The sequence below is a fragment of the Mycolicibacterium sp. XJ879 genome (assembly GCF_053483935.1).
Window position 1 is genome coordinate 116,239 of the sequence record NZ_JBEFTH010000008.1, and the last position, 17,481, is coordinate 133,719.

A 17,481-nucleotide genomic window follows, 5' to 3' on the forward strand; every position below is an offset into this window, starting at 1 on the left:
CACCATTCGTACCATTGTGGGGATGGGTTGGGTTTGGGTCCGGCATCGGTGATCCGATAGCCTTAGCTGCCCAGAACTGGTCCGAGTGGCGGAATGGCAGACGCGCTAGCTTGAGGTGCTAGTGCCCTATTAACGGGCGTGGGGGTTCAAGTCCCCCCTCGGACACCAGCAACCGCGCAACGTCAGGGGTGCGAAACATAGATTCGAACCTAGGGCCGACCGTACTCCCCGATGACGTTATGGAAGTCCGCGTCGCTCGGGATATTGACGGTCACGTCCGGCACTTGCGGGTACCACGGACGGTCGCCGCCTTAGTGACGCGGCTGAGCGCGTTCTCCCGCAGCGGTTTCAACCGCGGCGCTTTCGTTGACCCGTGATTGGATCATCCCAATCTCTCAGGCCCGCCGCTGCGCTCAGAATTAATATGTACAACTATATTGATCAGTGAATGTACAATTCAAGGTGTGGACGTATCTGTGACCCACTTGCGCGCGCATCTCAGCCATTGGCTCGATCGGGCGCGAGCGGGCGGTGAGGTCGTCATCACCGACCGTGGGATTCCGATCGCGCGATTGGTCGCGGTGGACAGCACGGACACCTTAGAACGTCTCACCGCCGAAGGTGTGATCGGCAAGGCCGCCGCCCGACGGCCCGTCGCTACGGGCCGGTCCAAGCCCCGACCGCGACGGCCGGTGTCGGACCGGGTCAGCGACCAGCGGCGCTGACCGGTGCCGCTCGTCTACTTCGACGCCAGCGCCTTCGTAAAACTTCTCACCACTGAGACAGGGAGCTCCCTTGCGGCCGCGTTATGGGACGGCTGCGACGCCGCGTTGTCCAGCCGCCTGGCTTACCCCGAAGTCCGCGCCGCACTCGCCGCGGCGGCCCGCAACCACGATCTAACCGAATCCGGGCTCGCCAACGCCGAGCGTCACTGGGAGGAATTCTGGGCCGCCACCCGCCCCGTCGAGCTCACCGCGACGGTCGAACAGCACGCCGGCTACCTCACCCGAGCCCATGCCTTGCGCGGAGCCGACGCCGTCCATCTGGCCAGCGCGTTGGCTATCGACGACCCGGAACTGATCGTCGCCGTCTGGGACCGACGCCTGCACGCTGGAGCCCAAGCCGCCGGGTGCCGAGTCGCCCCCGCCCAACTCGACCCCTAGTCCCCCTCGGACACCACATCAGTACACGTCGCGCACGTAGCGTTTGGTGGCCACCAGTTCGCGTTTGTAGTTGTGGGCCTGCTCGTGTGACATGCCGCCGTGGCGTTCGATGATCTTGGTCAGCGCGGCGTCGACGTCTTTGGCCATCCGGGCGGCGTCGCCGCAAACGTAGAAGTGCGCGCCGTCGGTCATCCACCGCCATACGTCGGCGCCGTAATCAAGCATCTTGTGTTGGACGTACACCGGTTTGGCCTGGTCGCGGGAGAACGCCAGATCCAAGCGGTTGAGCAGCCCGTCGCGGGCCATGTCCTCGAAATCGTCGCGGTAGTAATAGTTCTCGCGGCGGTGCCGCTCGCCGAAGAACAGCCAGTTGCGGCCGGTGTGGCCGCGGGCGCGTCGCTCCTGCAGAAACCCGCGGAACGGCGCCACCCCTGTACCCGGGCCGATCATGATCATCGGCGTCGCGCCGTCCTCGGGCGGCCGGAAATGCGGCGAGCGCTGCAGAAACACCGGCGCCGAGGCCGCCCGGTCGGCCAGATACGTCGAACAGACCCCGCCGCGCGGGCCGCCGTCGGCCCCGCGGTAGCGCACCACCGCCACCGTCAACTGCACCTCGTGCGGGCTCACCAGCGGGCTCGACGAAATCGAGTAGCTGCGCGGCGTCAGCCGCACCAGCACCTGCTGCCACTCCACCGGATCGGCATGCACGACGAACCGCTGCACTAGATCAAGCCCGTTGCGGCCCACCAGCCACTTGTCGCGCTTGTCCGCCGATGCGCGCAGCGGTTTGGCGTCGCGGCTGTGGTCGGCGATGAACCGCAGCAGATCCGGCGTGACCCGGCAGATGTCGTAGTGCGTCGTCAGCGCGTCCCGCAGGCTCATCTCGGTGCCGTCCACCTCGACGACCTGCCCGCCACGCAGCCCGGTCGCGATCAACCACGCCTCCACGACCGCCGGATCGTTTTCGGCGAACACCCCCAGCGAATCGCCGGTGGCGTAGCTGACGTCGTGCGCTGAGATGTCAAAGCCACACTGGCGCACCTCCTTCCGCGATGTGGACGCGGTCAGCAGGGTGTTGCGCACCAACGGAACGACGATCGGCTGCGCGCGGGTGAACGGTTCGGCGACCGTCGTCACCGGCGCGCTCGCCTTTCCGAGTAGCGTGCCGACGCTATCGGCCCAGCGTCGTATCGGTTCGTCGTCGTGCGCCTCGCATTCGGCGCGCTCGAGCATCCGCGTCGCCCCGAGCGCGGCGAATTTCGTGTCGATCGATTTGGCGTGCCCACAGAAGTTGGCATAGGAGCGGTCGCCGATCCCGAGCACCGCATACCGGATGCCGTCCAGCCTCGGCGCGTCCGGAGATCCGAGACGCGCCCAGAAGCCCACCCCGTTATCAGGCGGCTCCCCGTCCCCGAACGTGCTGGTGACAACAAACACGTCCCGGCCGCTCCCCAGGTGCGTCAATTCCGCGTCGTCCATGTTGACCAGGTGCGCGTCGCCGAGCCGATCGGCCAACCGGGTGGCGACCGCCTCGGCGGTGCCGGTCTGCGACGCCCACAGCACCAGGGGTCCGTCACCGGGATGCGGCGGCGCAGCGACCGTGCGGGCAGCAGGCGCCGGGCCCACCGGACGAAGGGTGACCGCGCACGCCTTGAACTCCGGTTGCAGTGAGTCGGGGTCGACGGCGTCGCTGGTCACTGCGTTGACGGTGAGCAGCTCACCTTGTTCGTCGTTCCAGTGAAACGGCGCGAAGCAGTTGCGGGGCCGCACCCGCTCGGTGATCACCGCTGGAAGCACCGCGAGGCCACGTCGCGAGATCAGCTCCACGCGTTGACCTTCCACGATCTGCAGCTCCGCGGCATCGGCGGGATGAATCTCGACGAACGGGCCGTTGTCAAGCTTGTTGAGTGCGGCGACCCTGCCCGTCTTGGTCATCGTGTGCCATTGGTGCGGCAGCCGGCCAGTGTTGAGTACGAACGGATAGTCGTCGTCGATGCGTTCGGCCGGGTCGACGTGTGGGCGGGCGCAAAACCGCGCGCGCCCCGACGGCGTCGGGAACCGCAGTGCACCGCGGTCGACGTAGCGGATCGGGTTCCGCGGGCCACCGTCCGGCGGGCATGGCCACTGCTGCGGCGTATCCCGCAGCCGCGCATAGCTGATTCCGCGCAGGTCGTATCCGGTGGCGGGGTTGGTGAAACCGCGGATCTCGTCGAAAATCTGCTCGCTGGAGTCGTAGCTGAAGTGCTCTCCGAAGCCCAGATGCGTTGCGACCTCACAGATCAGTCGCCAGTCCGGTCGGGCCTGCCCGGGCGGGGCGGTCGACCGCTGCAGCAGTGTCATGGTGCGTTCGGAGTTGACCATCACACCGTCGGATTCGGCCCACATCGCGGCGGGCAGCACGATATCGGCGTACCGGTTGGTCGCGGTGCCACGGTAGGCGTCCTGGGTGATGACGAGCTCCGCGCGCTGCAGCGCATCGAGCACTGTGCCCCGATTCGCCACGGAGGCAACAGGGTTGGTGCAGATGATCCAGCAGGCCTTGATGTCGCCGTCGGCGGTGCGGCGGAACATGTCGATGGTGCCGGTCCCGACGTCGGACCGGACGGTACCCGACGGCAGACCCCACTGCTGTTCGACGAACGCGCGGTCGGCCGCCGACGTCACCGCGCGTTGTCCGGGCAAACCCGGTCCCATATAACCCATTTCGCGTCCGCCCATGGCGTTGGGCTGGCCGGTCAGCGACATCGGGCCGCTTCCCGGTCGGCAGATCGCGCCGGTCGCCAGGTGCAGGTTGCAGATCGCGTTGGTGTTCGCGGTGCCGTGCGTGCTCTGGTTGAGCCCCATGGTCCAGCAGGTCATCCACTCCCCCGCGTCGGCGATCATGCCGGCCGCGGTGCGGATGTCGGATTCGGCCAGGCCGGTGATCGCGGCGACGGTGGCCGGTGGATAGTCGGCGAGAAAGGCGGGCATGGCGTCCCAGCCCTCAGTGTGCTCGGCGATGAACCGGTGGTCGACGTGGCCGCTTGCGACGAGAAGGTGCAGCAGACCGTTCAGCAGCGCCAGATCGGTTCCGGGTTTGATCTGCAGGAACAGGTCGGCGCGTTCGGCGGTGGTGGTGCGGCGCGGGTCGACGACGATCAGCTTGGCGCCGGCCCTCAACCGGTCGACCATCCGCAGGTACAGGATCGGATGGCAGTCGGCCATATTCGACCCGATGACGAAAAACAGTTCGGTGCAGTCGAAATCGTCATAGGAGCCCGGTGGGCCGTCGGCGCCCAGCGACTGTTTGAACCCGGTGCCTGCACTGGCCATACACAGCCGCGAGTTCGACTCGAGGTGCACGGTGCGCAGGAAACCCTTGGCCAGCTTGGTCGCCAGATACTGCGCCTCGATGGACATCTGGCCGGAGACATACAGCGCGACGGCATCGGGTCCGTGCTCATCGACGATGGCGCGTAACCGCCGGCCGGCCTCGGCGGCCGCCTCGTCGACGTCGGCCGCGACGAGCTGCTCGCCGCGGCGCATCAGCGCGCAGGTCAACCGGTCATCGTCGGCGCGCATCATCTCCGCGTGCGTGGCACCTTTGGTGCATAGCCGACCGGCGTTGGTGGGATGCAGCTTGTCACCGGTGATCCGGGCGATGACGGGTCGGCCGGTGTCACCGTCGGTCCGGGTGTGCACCTCGATGCCGCATCCGACACCGCAGTACGAGCACGCGGTGCGGGTCACGGTGTTCGTCATGGGCGCCGTCAAGTCGCGGTCACCGGCGCCGGTGCCCGGCCGGTCTGCTCGCCCGCACCGGCGCGTGCGGTCTGGATGCGCAGGAACACGAACCAGGTGACGAACGCGCAGACGAGGTAGAAGCCGAGGAACACCCAGAAGGCGTTGGTGGCCGACTTCGCGTCGCTGACGTAGGAGGCGCGCAGCACGACGTTGATGAACACGCCGCCGAGCGCACCGACCGCGCCGGCGAATCCGATCAGCGCACCGGACATGCTGCGCGACCATGCCGCCTTCTCGCTGCGCGTCCAGTCGATGCGGCCCTGGGCCTTGGCCTCGAAGATTGACGGGATCATCTTGTAGGTGGAGCCGTTGCCGATGCCGGAGAGGATGAACAAGCAGATGAAGCCGGCGACGTAGGCGATCATCTGTCCGTCGGTGGCGGCGCCGGCAGTGCGGTCGTCGAGCATGCCTGCGGTGACGAGGATTCCGGCGGCGAAGATCATCGCCACGAAGGTGTACAGGGTGATTTTTCCGCCGCCGATCCGGTCGGCCAGCCTACCGCCGAACGGTCGTGAGATGGAGCCCAACAGCGGTCCGAGGAAGGCGATCTGGGCGGCATGTAGCGAGGCCTGGGCCGGGCTGTCACCGCCGGCGAGGAAGTTGATCTGCAGCACCTGGCCGAAGGCGAACGAGAACCCGATGAACGATCCGAAGGTGCCGATGTAGAGAAAGCTCATCACCCAGGAGTGTTTAAATCGCAACGCCTCTGCCATCGCGCTGAGGTTGGACCGCTGATTGCCGAGGTTGTCCATGAACAGCGTCGCGCCCAAGGCGGCTGTCGCGATGAGGGCAAGGTAGATGGCACAGACGATTTCGGGCGCGGTGTTGCTCACCGTGGCGATCACCAACAGACCGACGAGCTGGATCACCGGAACACCGATGTTGCCGCCGCCGGCGTTCAGTCCCAGCGCCCAACCCTTGAGCCGCTGGGGGTAGAAGGCGTTGATGTTGGTCATCGACGACGCGAAGTTGCCGCCGCCCAACCCGGCGAACGCCGCGACGACCATGAACGTGGTGTAGGAGGTCTCGGGTCGCCCCATCACCCACAGCGTCATCAGGGTCGGAACGAGCAGCAGCAGGGCGCTGACGATCGTCCAGTTGCGTCCGCCGAACTTGGCGGGCGCGATCGTGTACGGGATGCGCATCGCCGCGCCGACCAGGGTGGGGATCGCGACCAGATAGAACTTGCCCGCCGCGTCGATCCGGTAGACGTCCTGCGGCATGAACAGCACCATCACCGACCAGATCGACCACACCGAGAACCCGACGTGCTCGGCGAAGATCGACCAGATCAGGTTGCGTCTGGCGATGTGCTTACCGGCGGATTCCCAGGCCTCGACATCTTCGGCGTCCCAGTGCTCGATGGTGCGCCCGCGGCTCAATGTCTTCACGTGAACAAGGCTGACGCGAAGCCATTCCGCGACCGTTGCACCGTCGTGTCGCGTACATCAACACTGCCTCATTCCGCGTGAGCGGCCGATGCGCGGTCGAGGAAACCCGCCCGAAACAATTGCGAGCCAGGTCACTTTGGGCCGCGACGTTAAGCGGCGTGGAGGTTGGCGAGTTCGATGCTGATGTGCATTTCGACTTCGCTGATTGTGATCGGCGCTGGCCCCGGCAACGGTGGCGCCTTGGAGTGATATCGCGCCCCAGTAGGCGTGATGAACTCGGCTTCATGCGCGCCGTCGACCTCACAGCCGGTCACATGCCAGCCTGGTGCTTCCTTGACGTAATTGCAGTGTTCACACGCGCCCAACCCGTTGACCGCGCTGGTGGGCCCACCCCGATGATGCGGCACCGCATGATCACGATGCCGGATCGGCGCATCACAGTAGGGGGTGCGACATCTCTGATCGCGCAACCCGATAAACAAGGCCAACGCCTTGGGAAACCGCCGTGTGCGTGACTCCATCGCCACCAGCGCCCCCGACTTGGGGTGCCGATACAACCGGCGCAACGTGGCCACCGACTTCTTGTCGGCCACCGCTGCGGCCACCACCTTGCGCGCCACCGACGCCGGAATCGGCCCATACCCGTCCACCACCGCCGGGTGCTCGTCATCACCCAGCAGGGTCTGATCGCTGATGATCATGTTGACTGCTACCGGCTCAGGCTGCTCGGCGGGCCGACCGGTGACGCGTTCGACCAGGGTGTCGGCCATCACCTGGCCCCGCGGTCGCCCGTCGAACGTGGTGTCGGCGGCGCGTCTGAGCGCCGCATACACTCCAACCCCCTGAGCCACCGGCAGCAACGCGGTCACATAAGTCATTGAATCCGGAGCTGGGCGCACGCTGACGTTGCGGTCCTTTTCGGCCTTGGCCATCCGATCGACCACCGCCTGCGGATCGAGCCGATACGCGATCTTTTTGGCCTCGGTTTCGATCCGCTTATCACCCATGCCATCCAGGGCTGCGATATCGGCACACATTTCGGCATCCAGCGTCTGCCGATCCTCGATACTCAGGCAGGCCGATTCGCGCACGATCACCGTCGCCCGCCATTCCGAAAGCGCCCCACACTCCAATGCCGCCAACGTATACGGCATTTCATGCACCAGCGCCTTGGCAAAACCCAGATGCCTACCCCCGCACGTGGGCGCCTCACGGCGGGCCAAAGCCACCTCGCTGGCCAACCCGTTACCTCTCTTGGCCCTGGGCACCCCCGCAGCCGCCTCCGCCGCACGGCGTTTGGCGTCCAACAACGCCGCCGCCCGGGCCTGACCCGCAGCCGCCGCAGACTTCACCTGCTCCAACACCGCGATCCGTTCGACCAACACAGCCTCGTCAGCATGCGGATCCACCGCGGCCAGCTCGGTCAAATCGAACATGACCCAACGATATAGCCCCCCACCGACAAGTTTTGGACTCGCGCCGCTCAGCCTCGTCCGAGTTCGTGCGCCAGCGCGGCGTCGATGCGCGGACGGCGGAACCGGTGCCCCAGCGCCTCGAGCTTGGCCGGCACCACCCGCTGGCTGGCCTCGGCGACTTCGCGGACACCCTGCTGCCCCAACAGGATCCGCGGCCCCAGCGACGGCACCGGTAACACCGCCGGGCGTCGCATTACGCGGGCAAGCGCCGCGGTGTAGTCGGCGTTGCGCACCGGGGTCGGCGCGACGGCATTGACGGGTCCGCTCAGGCGGTCGTCATACAGCGCGCGCAGATACACGTCGAGCAGATCATCCAACCCGATCCACGCCAACCACTGTTGGCCGCTGCCGAGCCGCCCACCAAGCCCGGCCGCGAACAGCGGCCGCAGCAGCCGCAACGTGCCACCGCGCGCGGACTGCACCACCCCGGTGCGGACCGTGACCACCCGCACCCCGGCCGCGTCGGCAGGTGTCGTCGCGGCTTCCCAGTCTGCGACCACGTCGGCCAGAAACCCCGCGCCGCGGTCGCTGTCCTCATCGAGCACGGCGTCGCCGCGGTCGGCACCGTAGACGCCGACCCCCGAAGCGGTGACGAACACGCGCGGGCCGCCCGCAGCCGCCACCTCGGCCAGCCGCCGGGTGGGTTCAACGCGGCTGTCGCGGATCGCGGCCTTGTGCGCCTCGTTGAAGCGTCCGGCGATCGACGCACCGGCCAGGTGGATGACGGCGTCCACGCCCGCCAACAGTTGCGGGTGCGGCCGGTCGGGATCCCACTGCCGCTCGTCGTCGGAGCTCGCCGGCCGCCGCACCAGCCGGATCACCCGGTGCCCGCCGGTGCTCAGGAACGCCGTCAGCGCAGTCCCGACCAGCCCTGACGCGCCGGTCACCGCCACCACCAGCGGTGGCAACCCGGCGGCCGCCGCGTCGCGGTGCGCGGCCAGGTCGTCGGCGAGCTGGCGGTGCCGGTAGACGAACATCGGCCGTAGCGCCGCGCCCGGAACCGGCGCCTCGACCCGGTCACAGACCCGCGTGCCGCCGGATACCTCGCTGAACTCGTGGCTGTGTGTCCACCGCCCGACCACCCTGACCGGCCACGACGTCGGGCCTTCCGACGAAAGCACGTCGACGAAGCGGTACGGCGGCGCGTAGCGCGCCGGATCGTGCTGGGCCACCCAGCGCAGCCCGCCCGGCAGGCCGAGCACCGCCTGGCCGTCAGCCAGCGACTGCGTCTCCGCGACCACCTTCATCGGCTGCCACGGCGGCACCAGGCGGCGCATCGCGCCCGGTCGGGTGTGCCAGCCGAACACCTCGTCGAGCCGGTGATCGACGAAGCTCTGGTACTCGATTCCCATGTTGAGCCATTGGATACCCAATCGTCGTAGGCTGAGAGCGTTCCCGATAGCGAAGTGGCTGCGATGAGCGGATGGGGTGGGCTCGCCCGACGGAATTCGGAGCGGGTCTTTGCGAACCGGCAGGAAGCCGGCGAGGTCCTCGGCGAGGAGTTGTCGTCCTACCGCGGCAAGGACAACGTGCTGGTGCTGGGTTTAGCGCGCGGCGGGGTTCCGGTCGGATGGCACGTGGCGTCGGCGTTGCACGCACCGCTGGACGTGTTCCTGGTCCGCAAGCTCGGAGTGCCGCACTGGCCGGAGCTGGCGATGGGCGCACTGGCCAGCGGCGGCGGCATTGTGCTCAACGACAGCGTGGTGCGCAGCCTCCGCATCAGCGACGAACAACTGCAGGATGTCATCAACCGCGAAACCGAGGAGCTGCACCGACGCGAACGCGCCTACCGCGGCGACCGTCCGCCGGTCGACGTTTCCGGGCGCATCGTGATCCTGGTCGACGACGGCATCGCCACCGGTGCCAGCATGCTCGCGGCCGTGCGCGCGGTGCGGGCCGGCGGGCCGGCGCGGCTGGTGGTCGCGGTGCCGGTGGGCGCGCCGTCCGCCTGCCGCGAGATGGCGGCCGAAGCCGACGAGGTGGTGTGCGTGACGATGCCGGCCGGGTTCGAAGCGGTCGGGCAGGTGTTCCAGGACTTCCGTCAGGTCACCGACGACGAGGTTCGCGAATTGCTCGCTACCCCAACGGTTTAGCGGTTGTTATCGTCGGCCTGTTCGACGACGGTGGTCTCCGCGTCATCCTCGGGTAGATCCCGGGGTGGTTCCGCATCGGTGTCGGGGTACTCGGCGTCGAACTGCTCCGCCTCGGCGGGGGTCTCGGCCTCTTCGGCTTCCTCGGTGCTGCCCCTGCTTCGTTCGCGCACTGCGTCGACGATCAACAGCAGGACACCGATGGCGCTGGCGGCGATACACACCCAGGCGATCAGCTCATTGCTTGTGACGACTGCGGTTACCAGCGCGGCCAGGCCGATGACGGCGAGCACGAGCGCAACGATCAGCATTGATCAACCCTAGGTGGACGGAAGCCTCGGAGCGCTAGTTATTGCCCCGATTGAATTGGTTGAAGCCGGCGCTTTCGCTATTGGCTCCGGAGTCGACCGGTGCGGCCGAGCCGCGCTGGCCGAGTTCTTCGAGCTGGGATTCCAGGTAGGTCTTCAACCGGGTGCGGTATTCACGCTCGAAGGTCCGCAGTTGTTCGAGACGGCCTTCCAACACGGTGCGCTGCTGGTTGATGGTCCCCATGATCTCGGAGTGTTTGCGTTCGGCGTCGGCCTGCAACGCGTCGGCCTTCTCCTGGGCCTGACGCAGCTGTGCCTCCGAGCGGGTCTGCGCGTCGGCCAGCATCGCATCGGCGCGCTGGCGCGCGTCGGCGACGGTGGTCTCGGCGGTCTGGCGGGCTTCGCTGACCATCGCGTCGGCCTGTGCGCGTGCGTCGGCAAGCATCTTCTCGGACTCGGCCTTGGCGCTGCCGGTCAACCGGTCGGCGGTGTCCTGCGCCAGGCTGAGCACCTTGGCCGCGCGCAGATGCTGATCCTCGGTGGACGCGGTGGACGCCGTGGCGGCGGGTGCCTCGTATACGGGCTGCGGCGCCGGCTCGGCGGGCTGTTCGTATTGCGGGACGCTCGGTGCCGCTGCTGCCTGGCCGCCGCCGTCGGCGCGGGCGGCCGCAAGCTCCTGGTCCAGTTCGGCGACGCGCTGACGCAGATCGGTGTTCTCTTCGATCAGGCGGGCCAGTTCGGCCTCGACCAGGTCGAGGAACGCGTCGACCTCGTCCTCGTTGTACCCGCGCTTCCCGATCGGTGGCTTACTGAACGCGACGTTGTGAACGTCGGCGGGTGTGAGCGGCATCGTATGCCCCCTTGGAGTCTGGACCGTCAACCGATCTCAAAGTGTAGAGCCTTGGTTTATCACTGGGCGTAACTGGCGTCCATCCTGTCACACCAGACCCGTCGGTTGCAGGCGAGGTTAATAATTAAGAACGAATTTTACCGGGGCGAAGCGGCGCGGATCGGCGCTCAGGCGGCCGCGCCGAACGCGAGCTGCATGCCGATGAACGCCAGCAGCAACAACACCATGATCGACAGATCGAACCGCACGGCACCTATTGTGAGCTGCGGAATCAGGCGCCGCAGCAGCCGCACCGGCGGATCGGTCAGGGTCATGATGATCTCGAGGATCACCACCGTCGCACCCTTGGGATGCCAGTCGCGGGAGAACGTGCGGATGAACTCGACTACGACGCGGGCAATGAGCAGCAGCCAGAACACGAACAGGACGAAGCCCAGGATCTGGAAGAACTGCGACAACGGAGCGACCTCGCTACGGACGGTGTGACGTTTGGCAAGACGGAGGCTCTCGGCTGCCACAGCCTCAAGCGCCAGGCCAGCCTACCTGTACAACGCAGCGAGCCTACTGATAGGCGTAGAAGCCCGCCTCGGCGATGCGGCGGCGCTCCTCGGCAGTGACGTCGATGTCGGCCGGCGAGAGTAGGAACACCTTGGTGGCCACCTTGTCGAACGAGCCGCGCAGCGCGAAGGCCAGGCCGGCGGCGAAGTCGACGAGCCGCTTGGCGTCGGCGTTGTCCATCGTGACGAGGTCGATGATCACCGGGGTGCCGTCGCGGAACCGCTCACCGATGGTGCGCGCCTCGCTGTAGTCCTTGGGCCGAAGCGTAGTGATCTTCGATAGCGGGCTGCCCGCCTCGAAAAGCTCCGCCATCCGGCGCGGGTCCATCGCCAGCGCGCCACGGGTCGCACCGCGCAGTGAACCGCCGAACCGCGGTGCCGGCCGGTCGAATTCACGCGGGGCGCGCAGGCGCGGCTCGAAGCGGCCCTCGTCGGCGTAACCGCCGCGGTAGCCGACCGGCGGGTCGTCGTAGTCACGGTCGTCGTAGCCCCGGCCGTAGCCGTCGTCGTCGAACCGGTCGTCTCGGGGGCGACGGGAGTAGCCGCGCATCGGGGCGCGGTCCTCTTCGTCGTAGTACTCGTCGTCGTAGTCATCCATCGGCGCCATGCCGAAGTAAGCCTTGACCTTGTGCAGTGTGCTCATCGCTCGACCCTTCTGGTAACGCAGGCTCTGGTGTCTGTGATGAAGATGTGACTAGAGTGACTACTTCAAGGGAACGTTAGAGGACGTGGCCCCAATAGCGCGGTACCGACACGCACACATGTGGAGCCGTGTTTGATCGCCGCCTCGAGGTCGTCAGACATCCCTGCCGACAGCTCGAGCCGCTGGTGATAGTGGTTTTGTACCCGCTGATGCTCGGTTTGTAACCGGCCGAATGCGGTATCGGCGTCCGCGTCGAGCGGCGGAATCGCCATCAGCCCCGCGAACTCCAGCGCCGCGGCGGCCTCGGCTGCCGCACACATTTCGTCGACGAGATCGGGGCGTTCCACGTAGACGCCGCCACGGCGTTCGTCGCCGTCGAGGCTGAGCTGGATGCAGACGCGCAAGGGTTCGGTGCGTCGCCCGTCTGCCAGCGCCTCGGTGGCAGCGCGGTCGAGTGCGTCGAGCACCTTGCGGCTGTCGACGGAGTGCGCCGCGTAGGCCCACCCGGCGATCGCGCGCGCTTTATTGCGTTGAATGCGCCCGACCATGTGCCAGCGAACCGTTGTCGCGCCCGCCATTTCACGCAGTTCCGCGATCTTTCTGGAGGCTTCCTGTTCGCGGGACTCGCCAAAAGAACGGCAGCCCAATTGCGTCAAAACAAGTACGTCGGAGGCCGGAAAGAATTTTGTGACGGGAAGCAATTCGATTTCGTTCTCAGCGCGTCCGGCCGCCTCCGCGGCATCGGTGATGCGGGCCCGCAGCGCGCTGAGCGCCTCGGCCAGTTCGAGTTCACGCGTCGTCGCCACCGTCGCCGTCATTCCATCCACACCAGCGAAGCCATCCGCCCGGTGGGGGCGTCGCGCCGGTGGCTGAACAGGGTGGTGTCCTCGACGGTGCACCGCGGATCGATGTCGACGGCGGTGATCCCCAAACCCGTGAGTTGCCGGGCGATTCCGGCGCGCAGGTCAAGGCCCGGCGTGTTTCTGGCCGTCACCGTGCGGCTGCCTGGCAGCGCGGCCTCGACCTCGTCAGCCATGACGGCGGGCACTTCGTAGTTGCGTCCGCTGACCGCGGGGCCCAGCAGCGCGGAGATGTCCTCGGCATGCGCGCCCAGGCCGAGCATCGCCTCGACCGCGCGCACCACCACTCCCTGCTGCGCGCCGACGCGTCCGGCGTGCACGGCGGCCACCACGCCGGCGCGCGCGTCGGCCATCAGCACCGGGACGCAATCGGCGGTCACCACCGCCAGCGCCAACCGCGGCGTCGCGGTCACCAGGGCGTCGGTGTTGTCGAGGGCAGCCTGGGGTGGGCCGTCGACCACCGCGACGCGGTCGCCGTGCACCTGGTTCATCCACACCACCGCGTCGTCGCCGAGGCCGATCGCCGCGCGCAGCCGCTTGCGGTTGGCTGCCACCGCGGCAGGATCGTCGCCGACGTGGTCGCCGAGGTTGAAGGTGTCGTAGGGCGGCGCGGAGACGCCGCCGGCGCGGGTGGTGGTCACGCGCCGAATGCGAACCGTCACGGTCGCCAGTATTGCGTCAAGCTCAGGCTCAGCGGCGCATGAAGGGCGGGACATCGACGTCGTCGTCGGAGATGCCGCCGTCGTCGCCGCCGATGCTGACCGTCGCGCCGTTGGTGTGCGCAGGCACGCTGGCGGGGTCGGAGGGCTCGAACAGCGAGGTGCTCACCTTGCCTGCCTTGCCCGACTCGATCGGCGGGGTCGACGTGGACGAGGAGCTCACGACCGGGGTGCGGCCCGGTCCGCTGGAGTCGAAGCCCGCCGCGATGACCGTGACGCGCACCTCGTCGCCCAGCGAGTCGTCGATGACCGTGCCGAAGATGATGTTGGCGTCCTGATGTGCGGCGTCTTGCACCAGCGAGGCGGCCTCGTTGATCTCGAACAGGCCGAGGTCGCTGCCGCCGGCCACCGACAGCAGCACGCCCTGGGCGCCTTCCATCGAGGCTTCCAGCAGCGGCGAGTTGATTGCGATCTCGGCGGCCTTGAGCGCACGCCCGTCGCCGCGTGCCGAGCCGATGCCCATCAACGCGGTGCCCGCCCCGCTCATCACGCCCTTGACGTCGGCGAAGTCGACGTTGATCAGGCCCGGGGTGGTGATCAGGTCGGTGATGCCCTGCACGCCGTTGAGCAGCACCTCGTCGGCGCTGCGGAACGCATCCATTAGCGACACGGCGGCGTCGCCCATCTGCAGCAGCCGGTCGTTGGGGATGACGATCAGGGTGTCGCAGCTCTCGCGCAGCGCCTGGATCCCGAGCTCGGCCTGGTTGCTTCGGCGCTTGCCCTCAAACGAGAACGGCCGCGTCACCACGCCGACGGTCAACGCACCGAGCTTGCGGGCGATCGACGCAACCACAGGTGCGCCGCCGGTGCCGGTGCCGCCGCCTTCACCGGCGGTGACGAACACCATGTCGGCGCCGCGCAGCAGCTCCTCGATGTCATCCTTGGCGTCCTCGGCGGCCTTTCGCCCCACCTCGGGGTCGGCGCCGGCGCCGAGCCCACGGGTGGACTCGCGTCCGACGTCGAGCTTGACGTCGGCATCGCTCATCAACAGCGCCTGCGCATCGGTGTTGATCGCGATGAACTCGACGCCCTTGAGGCCCTGTTCGATCATTCGGTTGACGGCATTGACGCCGCCACCGCCGATGCCGACGACCTTGATCACGGCGAGGTAATTGTGCGGGGGGGTCATCGATCGCCTTCCTCCCTGGTTGCCGGTGGGACGCCGAACGGCTTGAACACATCCAGTAAACTCTCAACCTCAACCAGAGGGTTATAGTTATGTCAAGTTGTTCCGCGCAACCAGAACGGTAGGACGAGGTCGCGGGGTATCCATGCAGGCGCGCCGACGCGCGTGTCGAGATTTTTCGAAACTTCTGCGGCACCGGGCGCCGCGGCGCTACTTGACCGTAGGCAAATCCGGACTGGACACGTCGTAGATGTGGCCCGGCTGGGTGAGCAGAGCCGCCAGTGTCACGGCCTTCTCTTCGGTGCGATCGGTGGTGCCCCACACCACTTCCCGCCCGTCGAGCAACTTCAACGTGATCGCGGCGACCGACGGCGCGGAGATGCGCGCGATCTGGGCGGCCACCTCCGGCGGCAACGAGGTCATCACCTGCAGCGCCGCCTGGGTGGGCGGATCGTTGGGTCCGGGCGTTTCGGTGTCGAGGTACGGCACACCGGGCGGCGGCACCTCGATGGCGAAGTCGACCCCGTCGCGGTCGAAGAGGTGCGGTCCGTCCGGATAGTCCTTCACCACGACGGGCACCCGTTCGACCACGGTGATGCGCAGCGTCGACGGGTACTGCCGCTGCACCCGCGCGCTGGCCACCCGGCGGATCATCGCCACCCGTTCGGCGACCGAGTCGGTGTCGACCTGCAGCAGCGGTGTGCCGGGTGCCACGGCGGCCGCGTCGATGACCTGTTCCTCGGGTATGGCATCCAGCCCGACGACCGCGACGTTGCGTGCCGACATGACCGGCGTGAAGTACAGCAGCAGTCCGAGACCGACCACGACGACGCTGATCAGCGCCGTCCACATCAACATCTTCAGACCCCGAACCGTGCCTTTGCCAAGCTTTTTCGTCTCTTCGACGGTCTGGCCCATGGCGCGGCGCTTGGCTTCGCGCCGGGCCTGCTCGATCGCGGTGGCGCGGGCCTGGGCGGCGCGTCGTTCTTCGCGCTCGCGCCGCGCCCGGCGCCGCGGCCCCTCGTAATCCGGTGCGGCGGCGGGCATCACCGGTTCGGCGGCCGGGTCGGTGTTGGTGTCCGTCGGTTCGGTCATCGCAGCGCCGTCCCGGATTTGCCCGGCGCGCTGCGATTGGCCTTGGCCTGCAGCGCGACGAGGATTTCCGCGCCGAGCATGGTCACATCACCGGCACCCATCGTGACGACGACGTCGGCGGGCTCGGCGAGCTCGGCGACCTGTTCGGCGACGGCGGAGAAGTCCGGGATGTATCTCACCGGCACGCTGACGTGTTCGGCGACGCTGGCGCCGCTCACCCCGGCGATCGGTTGTTCGCGCGCGGCATACACGTCGAGCACCAGCACCTGATCGGCCCCGTCCAGCGCCCTGCCGAAGTCGCGGGCGAAAGTCTCTGTGCGCGAATACAAGTGCGGCTGGAAAACCACGATCGCGCGCCCCTGCCCGGCCTGTTCGGTCGCGGTGCGCAGCGCGCTCAACGTGGCGCGGACCTCGGTCGGGTGATGCGCGTAGTCGTCGAAGACCCGCACCCCGTATGCGGTTCCCACCAACTCGAACCGCCTGCGCACGCCTTCGAATCCGGCGAGCCCGTCGAGAACCGTGTCCACCGGCGCGTCGACCTGCATCGCGGCCAGCAGCGCACCGAGTGCGTTGAGCGCCATGTGCCGTCCGGGCACCGAAAGCCGCATCACCCGCGCGTGCGGTTCGCCGGCCAGTTGGATGTGCGCGACCGCGCCGGTGTCGTGCTGCTCCCAGCTGAGCAGGGTGGCGTCCAGCGGTTGGCCCGGGTCGCTGCCGTAGCGCAGCACCCGGATGCCCAGCGCCTCGGTGCGCTCGCCAAGCGCCGCCGCGCCGGGGTCGTCAGCGCAGACCACAACTGCCCCACCGGGTTTGAGGCGTTCGACGAAATCGTCGAACACCGCTGTGTAGGCCTCGACGCTGCCGAAGAAGTCGAGGTGGTCGGCCTCGATGTTGGTCACCACGGCGACGTCGGGGGTGTACTCCAGCAGCGAGCCGTCGCTCTCGTCGGCCTCGGCGACAAAACAGTCCCCGCTGCCGTGGTGCGCGTTGGTGCCGGCCTCCCCCAGATCGCCTCCGACAGCGAACGACGGGTCAAAACCGCTGTGCTGCAAGGCGACGATGAGCATCGAGGTGGTGGTGGTCTTGCCGTGTGTCCCGGTCACCATCAACGTCGTGTGATCGGTCATCAACTTGGCGAGCACCGCCGGGCGCAGCACCACCGGGATTCCACGCTTGCGCGCCTCGACCAGTTCAGGGTTGGTCTTGGGGATCGCGGCGTGCGTGGTGACCACTGCGGTGGGCCCGCCGGGCAATAGGTCCAGCGAGGACTCGTCGTGGCCGATGCGGATCGATGCGCCGCGTGCGCGCAGCGCGAGGACGCCGCGCGATTCCTTGGCATCCGAACCCGACACCATGCCGCCACGGTCCAGCAGGATGCGCGCGATGCCCGACATACCCGCTCCCCCGATGCCGACCATGTG

15 protein-coding genes, 1 tRNA gene and 1 pseudogene are annotated in these 17,481 nt (G+C 67.7%); 4 read left to right on the forward strand and 13 right to left on the reverse strand.

Features of this window, described 5'->3' with window-relative positions; genetic code table 11:
* Window positions 1-79 precede the first annotated feature (79 nt).
* From ABQF13_RS18350 to ABQF13_RS18360, 3 genes and pseudogenes are all read left to right on the forward strand, one after another.
* A tRNA-Leu gene (locus tag ABQF13_RS18350) sits at window positions 80-168 on the forward strand.
* 272 nt (window positions 169-440) lie between these two features.
* Window positions 441-725 (forward strand): annotated as a pseudogene (locus ABQF13_RS18355) (type II toxin-antitoxin system Phd/YefM family antitoxin); the annotation flags it as partial.
* A gap of 3 nt (window positions 726-728) precedes the next feature.
* Window positions 729-1,163, forward strand: a complete 435-nt coding sequence (locus ABQF13_RS18360) for a type II toxin-antitoxin system VapC family toxin (protein ID WP_448394204.1) — start codon at window positions 729-731, stop codon at window positions 1,161-1,163.
* Window positions 1,164-1,181: 18 nt separating this feature from the next.
* Here ABQF13_RS18360 and ABQF13_RS18365 read toward each other — a convergent pair whose 3' ends face one another.
* The 4 genes from ABQF13_RS18365 to ABQF13_RS18380 all read right to left on the reverse strand — a co-directional run bounded on the left by ABQF13_RS18365 (window position 1,182) and on the right by ABQF13_RS18380 (window position 9,164).
* On the reverse strand, window positions 1,182-4,904 hold the full coding sequence (locus ABQF13_RS18365; protein WP_448394205.1) for a bifunctional nitrate reductase/sulfite reductase flavoprotein subunit alpha: 3,723 nt from the start codon (window positions 4,902-4,904) through the stop codon (window positions 1,182-1,184).
* Between the two features lie 8 nt (window positions 4,905-4,912).
* Complete coding sequence (locus ABQF13_RS18370) at window positions 4,913-6,337, reverse strand: nitrate/nitrite transporter (RefSeq protein WP_448394206.1); 1,425 nt, start codon at window positions 6,335-6,337, stop codon at window positions 4,913-4,915.
* A gap of 149 nt (window positions 6,338-6,486) precedes the next feature.
* Window positions 6,487-7,773: an HNH endonuclease gene (locus tag ABQF13_RS18375; protein WP_448394207.1), complete on the reverse strand. Its 1,287-nt coding sequence runs from the start codon at window positions 7,771-7,773 to the stop codon at window positions 6,487-6,489.
* A gap of 47 nt (window positions 7,774-7,820) precedes the next feature.
* Window positions 7,821-9,164: a TIGR01777 family oxidoreductase gene (locus ABQF13_RS18380; RefSeq protein WP_448394317.1), complete on the reverse strand. Its 1,344-nt coding sequence runs from the start codon at window positions 9,162-9,164 to the stop codon at window positions 7,821-7,823.
* 63 nt (window positions 9,165-9,227) lie between these two features.
* On the opposite strand from ABQF13_RS18380, the gene ABQF13_RS18385 reads away from it, so the two are divergent.
* On the forward strand, window positions 9,228-9,905 hold the full coding sequence (locus ABQF13_RS18385; RefSeq protein ID WP_448394208.1) for a phosphoribosyltransferase: 678 nt from the start codon (window positions 9,228-9,230) through the stop codon (window positions 9,903-9,905).
* Here ABQF13_RS18385 and ABQF13_RS18390 read toward each other — a convergent pair.
* The 9 genes from ABQF13_RS18390 to murC form a co-directional block, all read right to left on the reverse strand.
* Complete coding sequence (locus tag ABQF13_RS18390) at window positions 9,902-10,213, reverse strand: DUF308 domain-containing protein (protein WP_448394209.1); 312 nt, start codon at window positions 10,211-10,213, stop codon at window positions 9,902-9,904. The genes ABQF13_RS18385 and ABQF13_RS18390 overlap by 4 nt on opposite strands.
* Before the next feature lie 34 nt (window positions 10,214-10,247).
* Window positions 10,248-11,060, reverse strand: a complete 813-nt coding sequence (gene wag31, locus ABQF13_RS18395; protein ID WP_448394210.1) for a DivIVA-like cell division protein Wag31 — start codon at window positions 11,058-11,060, stop codon at window positions 10,248-10,250.
* Between the two features lie 167 nt (window positions 11,061-11,227).
* Window positions 11,228-11,518 carry a YggT family protein gene (locus ABQF13_RS18400; RefSeq protein WP_448394211.1) on the reverse strand — a complete coding sequence of 97 codons (291 nt, stop codon included), beginning with the start codon at window positions 11,516-11,518 and terminating at the stop codon, window positions 11,228-11,230.
* A 103-nt stretch (window positions 11,519-11,621) separates the two neighbouring features.
* Entirely contained in the window at window positions 11,622-12,260 is a 639-nt protein-coding gene (locus ABQF13_RS18405) for a cell division protein SepF (protein ID WP_448394212.1), read from the reverse strand.
* Window positions 12,261-12,325: 65 nt separating this feature from the next.
* Window positions 12,326-13,078, reverse strand: a complete 753-nt coding sequence (locus ABQF13_RS18410) for a YggS family pyridoxal phosphate-dependent enzyme (protein ID WP_448394213.1) — start codon at window positions 13,076-13,078, stop codon at window positions 12,326-12,328.
* The gene (gene pgeF / locus ABQF13_RS18415; RefSeq protein WP_448394214.1) at window positions 13,075-13,782 is read right to left on the reverse strand and encodes a peptidoglycan editing factor PgeF; all 708 of its coding nucleotides are present in this window, start codon (window positions 13,780-13,782) and stop codon (window positions 13,075-13,077) included. Before pgeF ends, ABQF13_RS18410 begins: the two co-directional genes overlap by 4 nt.
* A gap of 28 nt (window positions 13,783-13,810) precedes the next feature.
* Window positions 13,811-14,968 (reverse strand): cell division protein FtsZ, encoded by a 1,158-nt coding sequence (gene ftsZ / locus ABQF13_RS18420; RefSeq protein WP_448394215.1) that lies wholly within the window; start codon window positions 14,966-14,968, stop codon window positions 13,811-13,813.
* A gap of 207 nt (window positions 14,969-15,175) precedes the next feature.
* Window positions 15,176-16,060 carry a cell division protein FtsQ/DivIB gene (locus ABQF13_RS18425; RefSeq protein ID WP_448394216.1) on the reverse strand — a complete coding sequence of 295 codons (885 nt, stop codon included), beginning with the start codon at window positions 16,058-16,060 and terminating at the stop codon, window positions 15,176-15,178.
* Window positions 16,057-17,478 carry a UDP-N-acetylmuramate--L-alanine ligase gene (murC, locus tag ABQF13_RS18430; RefSeq protein WP_448394318.1) on the reverse strand — a complete coding sequence of 474 codons (1,422 nt, stop codon included), beginning with the start codon at window positions 17,476-17,478 and terminating at the stop codon, window positions 16,057-16,059. Before murC ends, ABQF13_RS18425 begins: the two co-directional genes overlap by 4 nt.
* Between the last annotated feature and the right edge of the window lie 3 nt (window positions 17,479-17,481).

Bases quoted from the DNA above. Each gene is read 5' to 3' on its own strand.
- ABQF13_RS18365 (WP_448394205.1), bottom strand. From the start codon at position 4,904: ATGACGAACACCGTGACCCGCACCGCGTGCTCGTACTGCGGTGTCGGA.
- ABQF13_RS18375 (WP_448394207.1), bottom strand. From the start codon at position 7,773: ATGTTCGATTTGACCGAGCTGGCCGCGGTGGATCCGCATGCTGACGAG.
- ABQF13_RS18380 (WP_448394317.1), bottom strand. From the start codon at position 9,164: ATGGGAATCGAGTACCAGAGCTTCGTCGATCACCGGCTCGACGAGGTG.
- ABQF13_RS18385 (WP_448394208.1), top strand. From the start codon at position 9,228: ATGAGCGGATGGGGTGGGCTCGCCCGACGGAATTCGGAGCGGGTCTTT.
- ABQF13_RS18390 (WP_448394209.1), bottom strand. From the start codon at position 10,213: ATGCTGATCGTTGCGCTCGTGCTCGCCGTCATCGGCCTGGCCGCGCTG.
- wag31 (WP_448394210.1), bottom strand. From the start codon at position 11,060: ATGCCGCTCACACCCGCCGACGTTCACAACGTCGCGTTCAGTAAGCCA.
- ABQF13_RS18405 (WP_448394212.1), bottom strand. From the start codon at position 12,260: ATGAGCACACTGCACAAGGTCAAGGCTTACTTCGGCATGGCGCCGATG.
- ABQF13_RS18410 (WP_448394213.1), bottom strand. From the start codon at position 13,078: ATGACGGCGACGGTGGCGACGACGCGTGAACTCGAACTGGCCGAGGCG.
- ftsZ (WP_448394215.1), bottom strand. From the start codon at position 14,968: ATGACCCCCCCGCACAATTACCTCGCCGTGATCAAGGTCGTCGGCATC.
- ABQF13_RS18425 (WP_448394216.1), bottom strand. From the start codon at position 16,060: ATGACCGAACCGACGGACACCAACACCGACCCGGCCGCCGAACCGGTG.
- murC (WP_448394318.1), bottom strand. From the start codon at position 17,478: ATGGTCGGCATCGGGGGAGCGGGTATGTCGGGCATCGCGCGCATCCTG.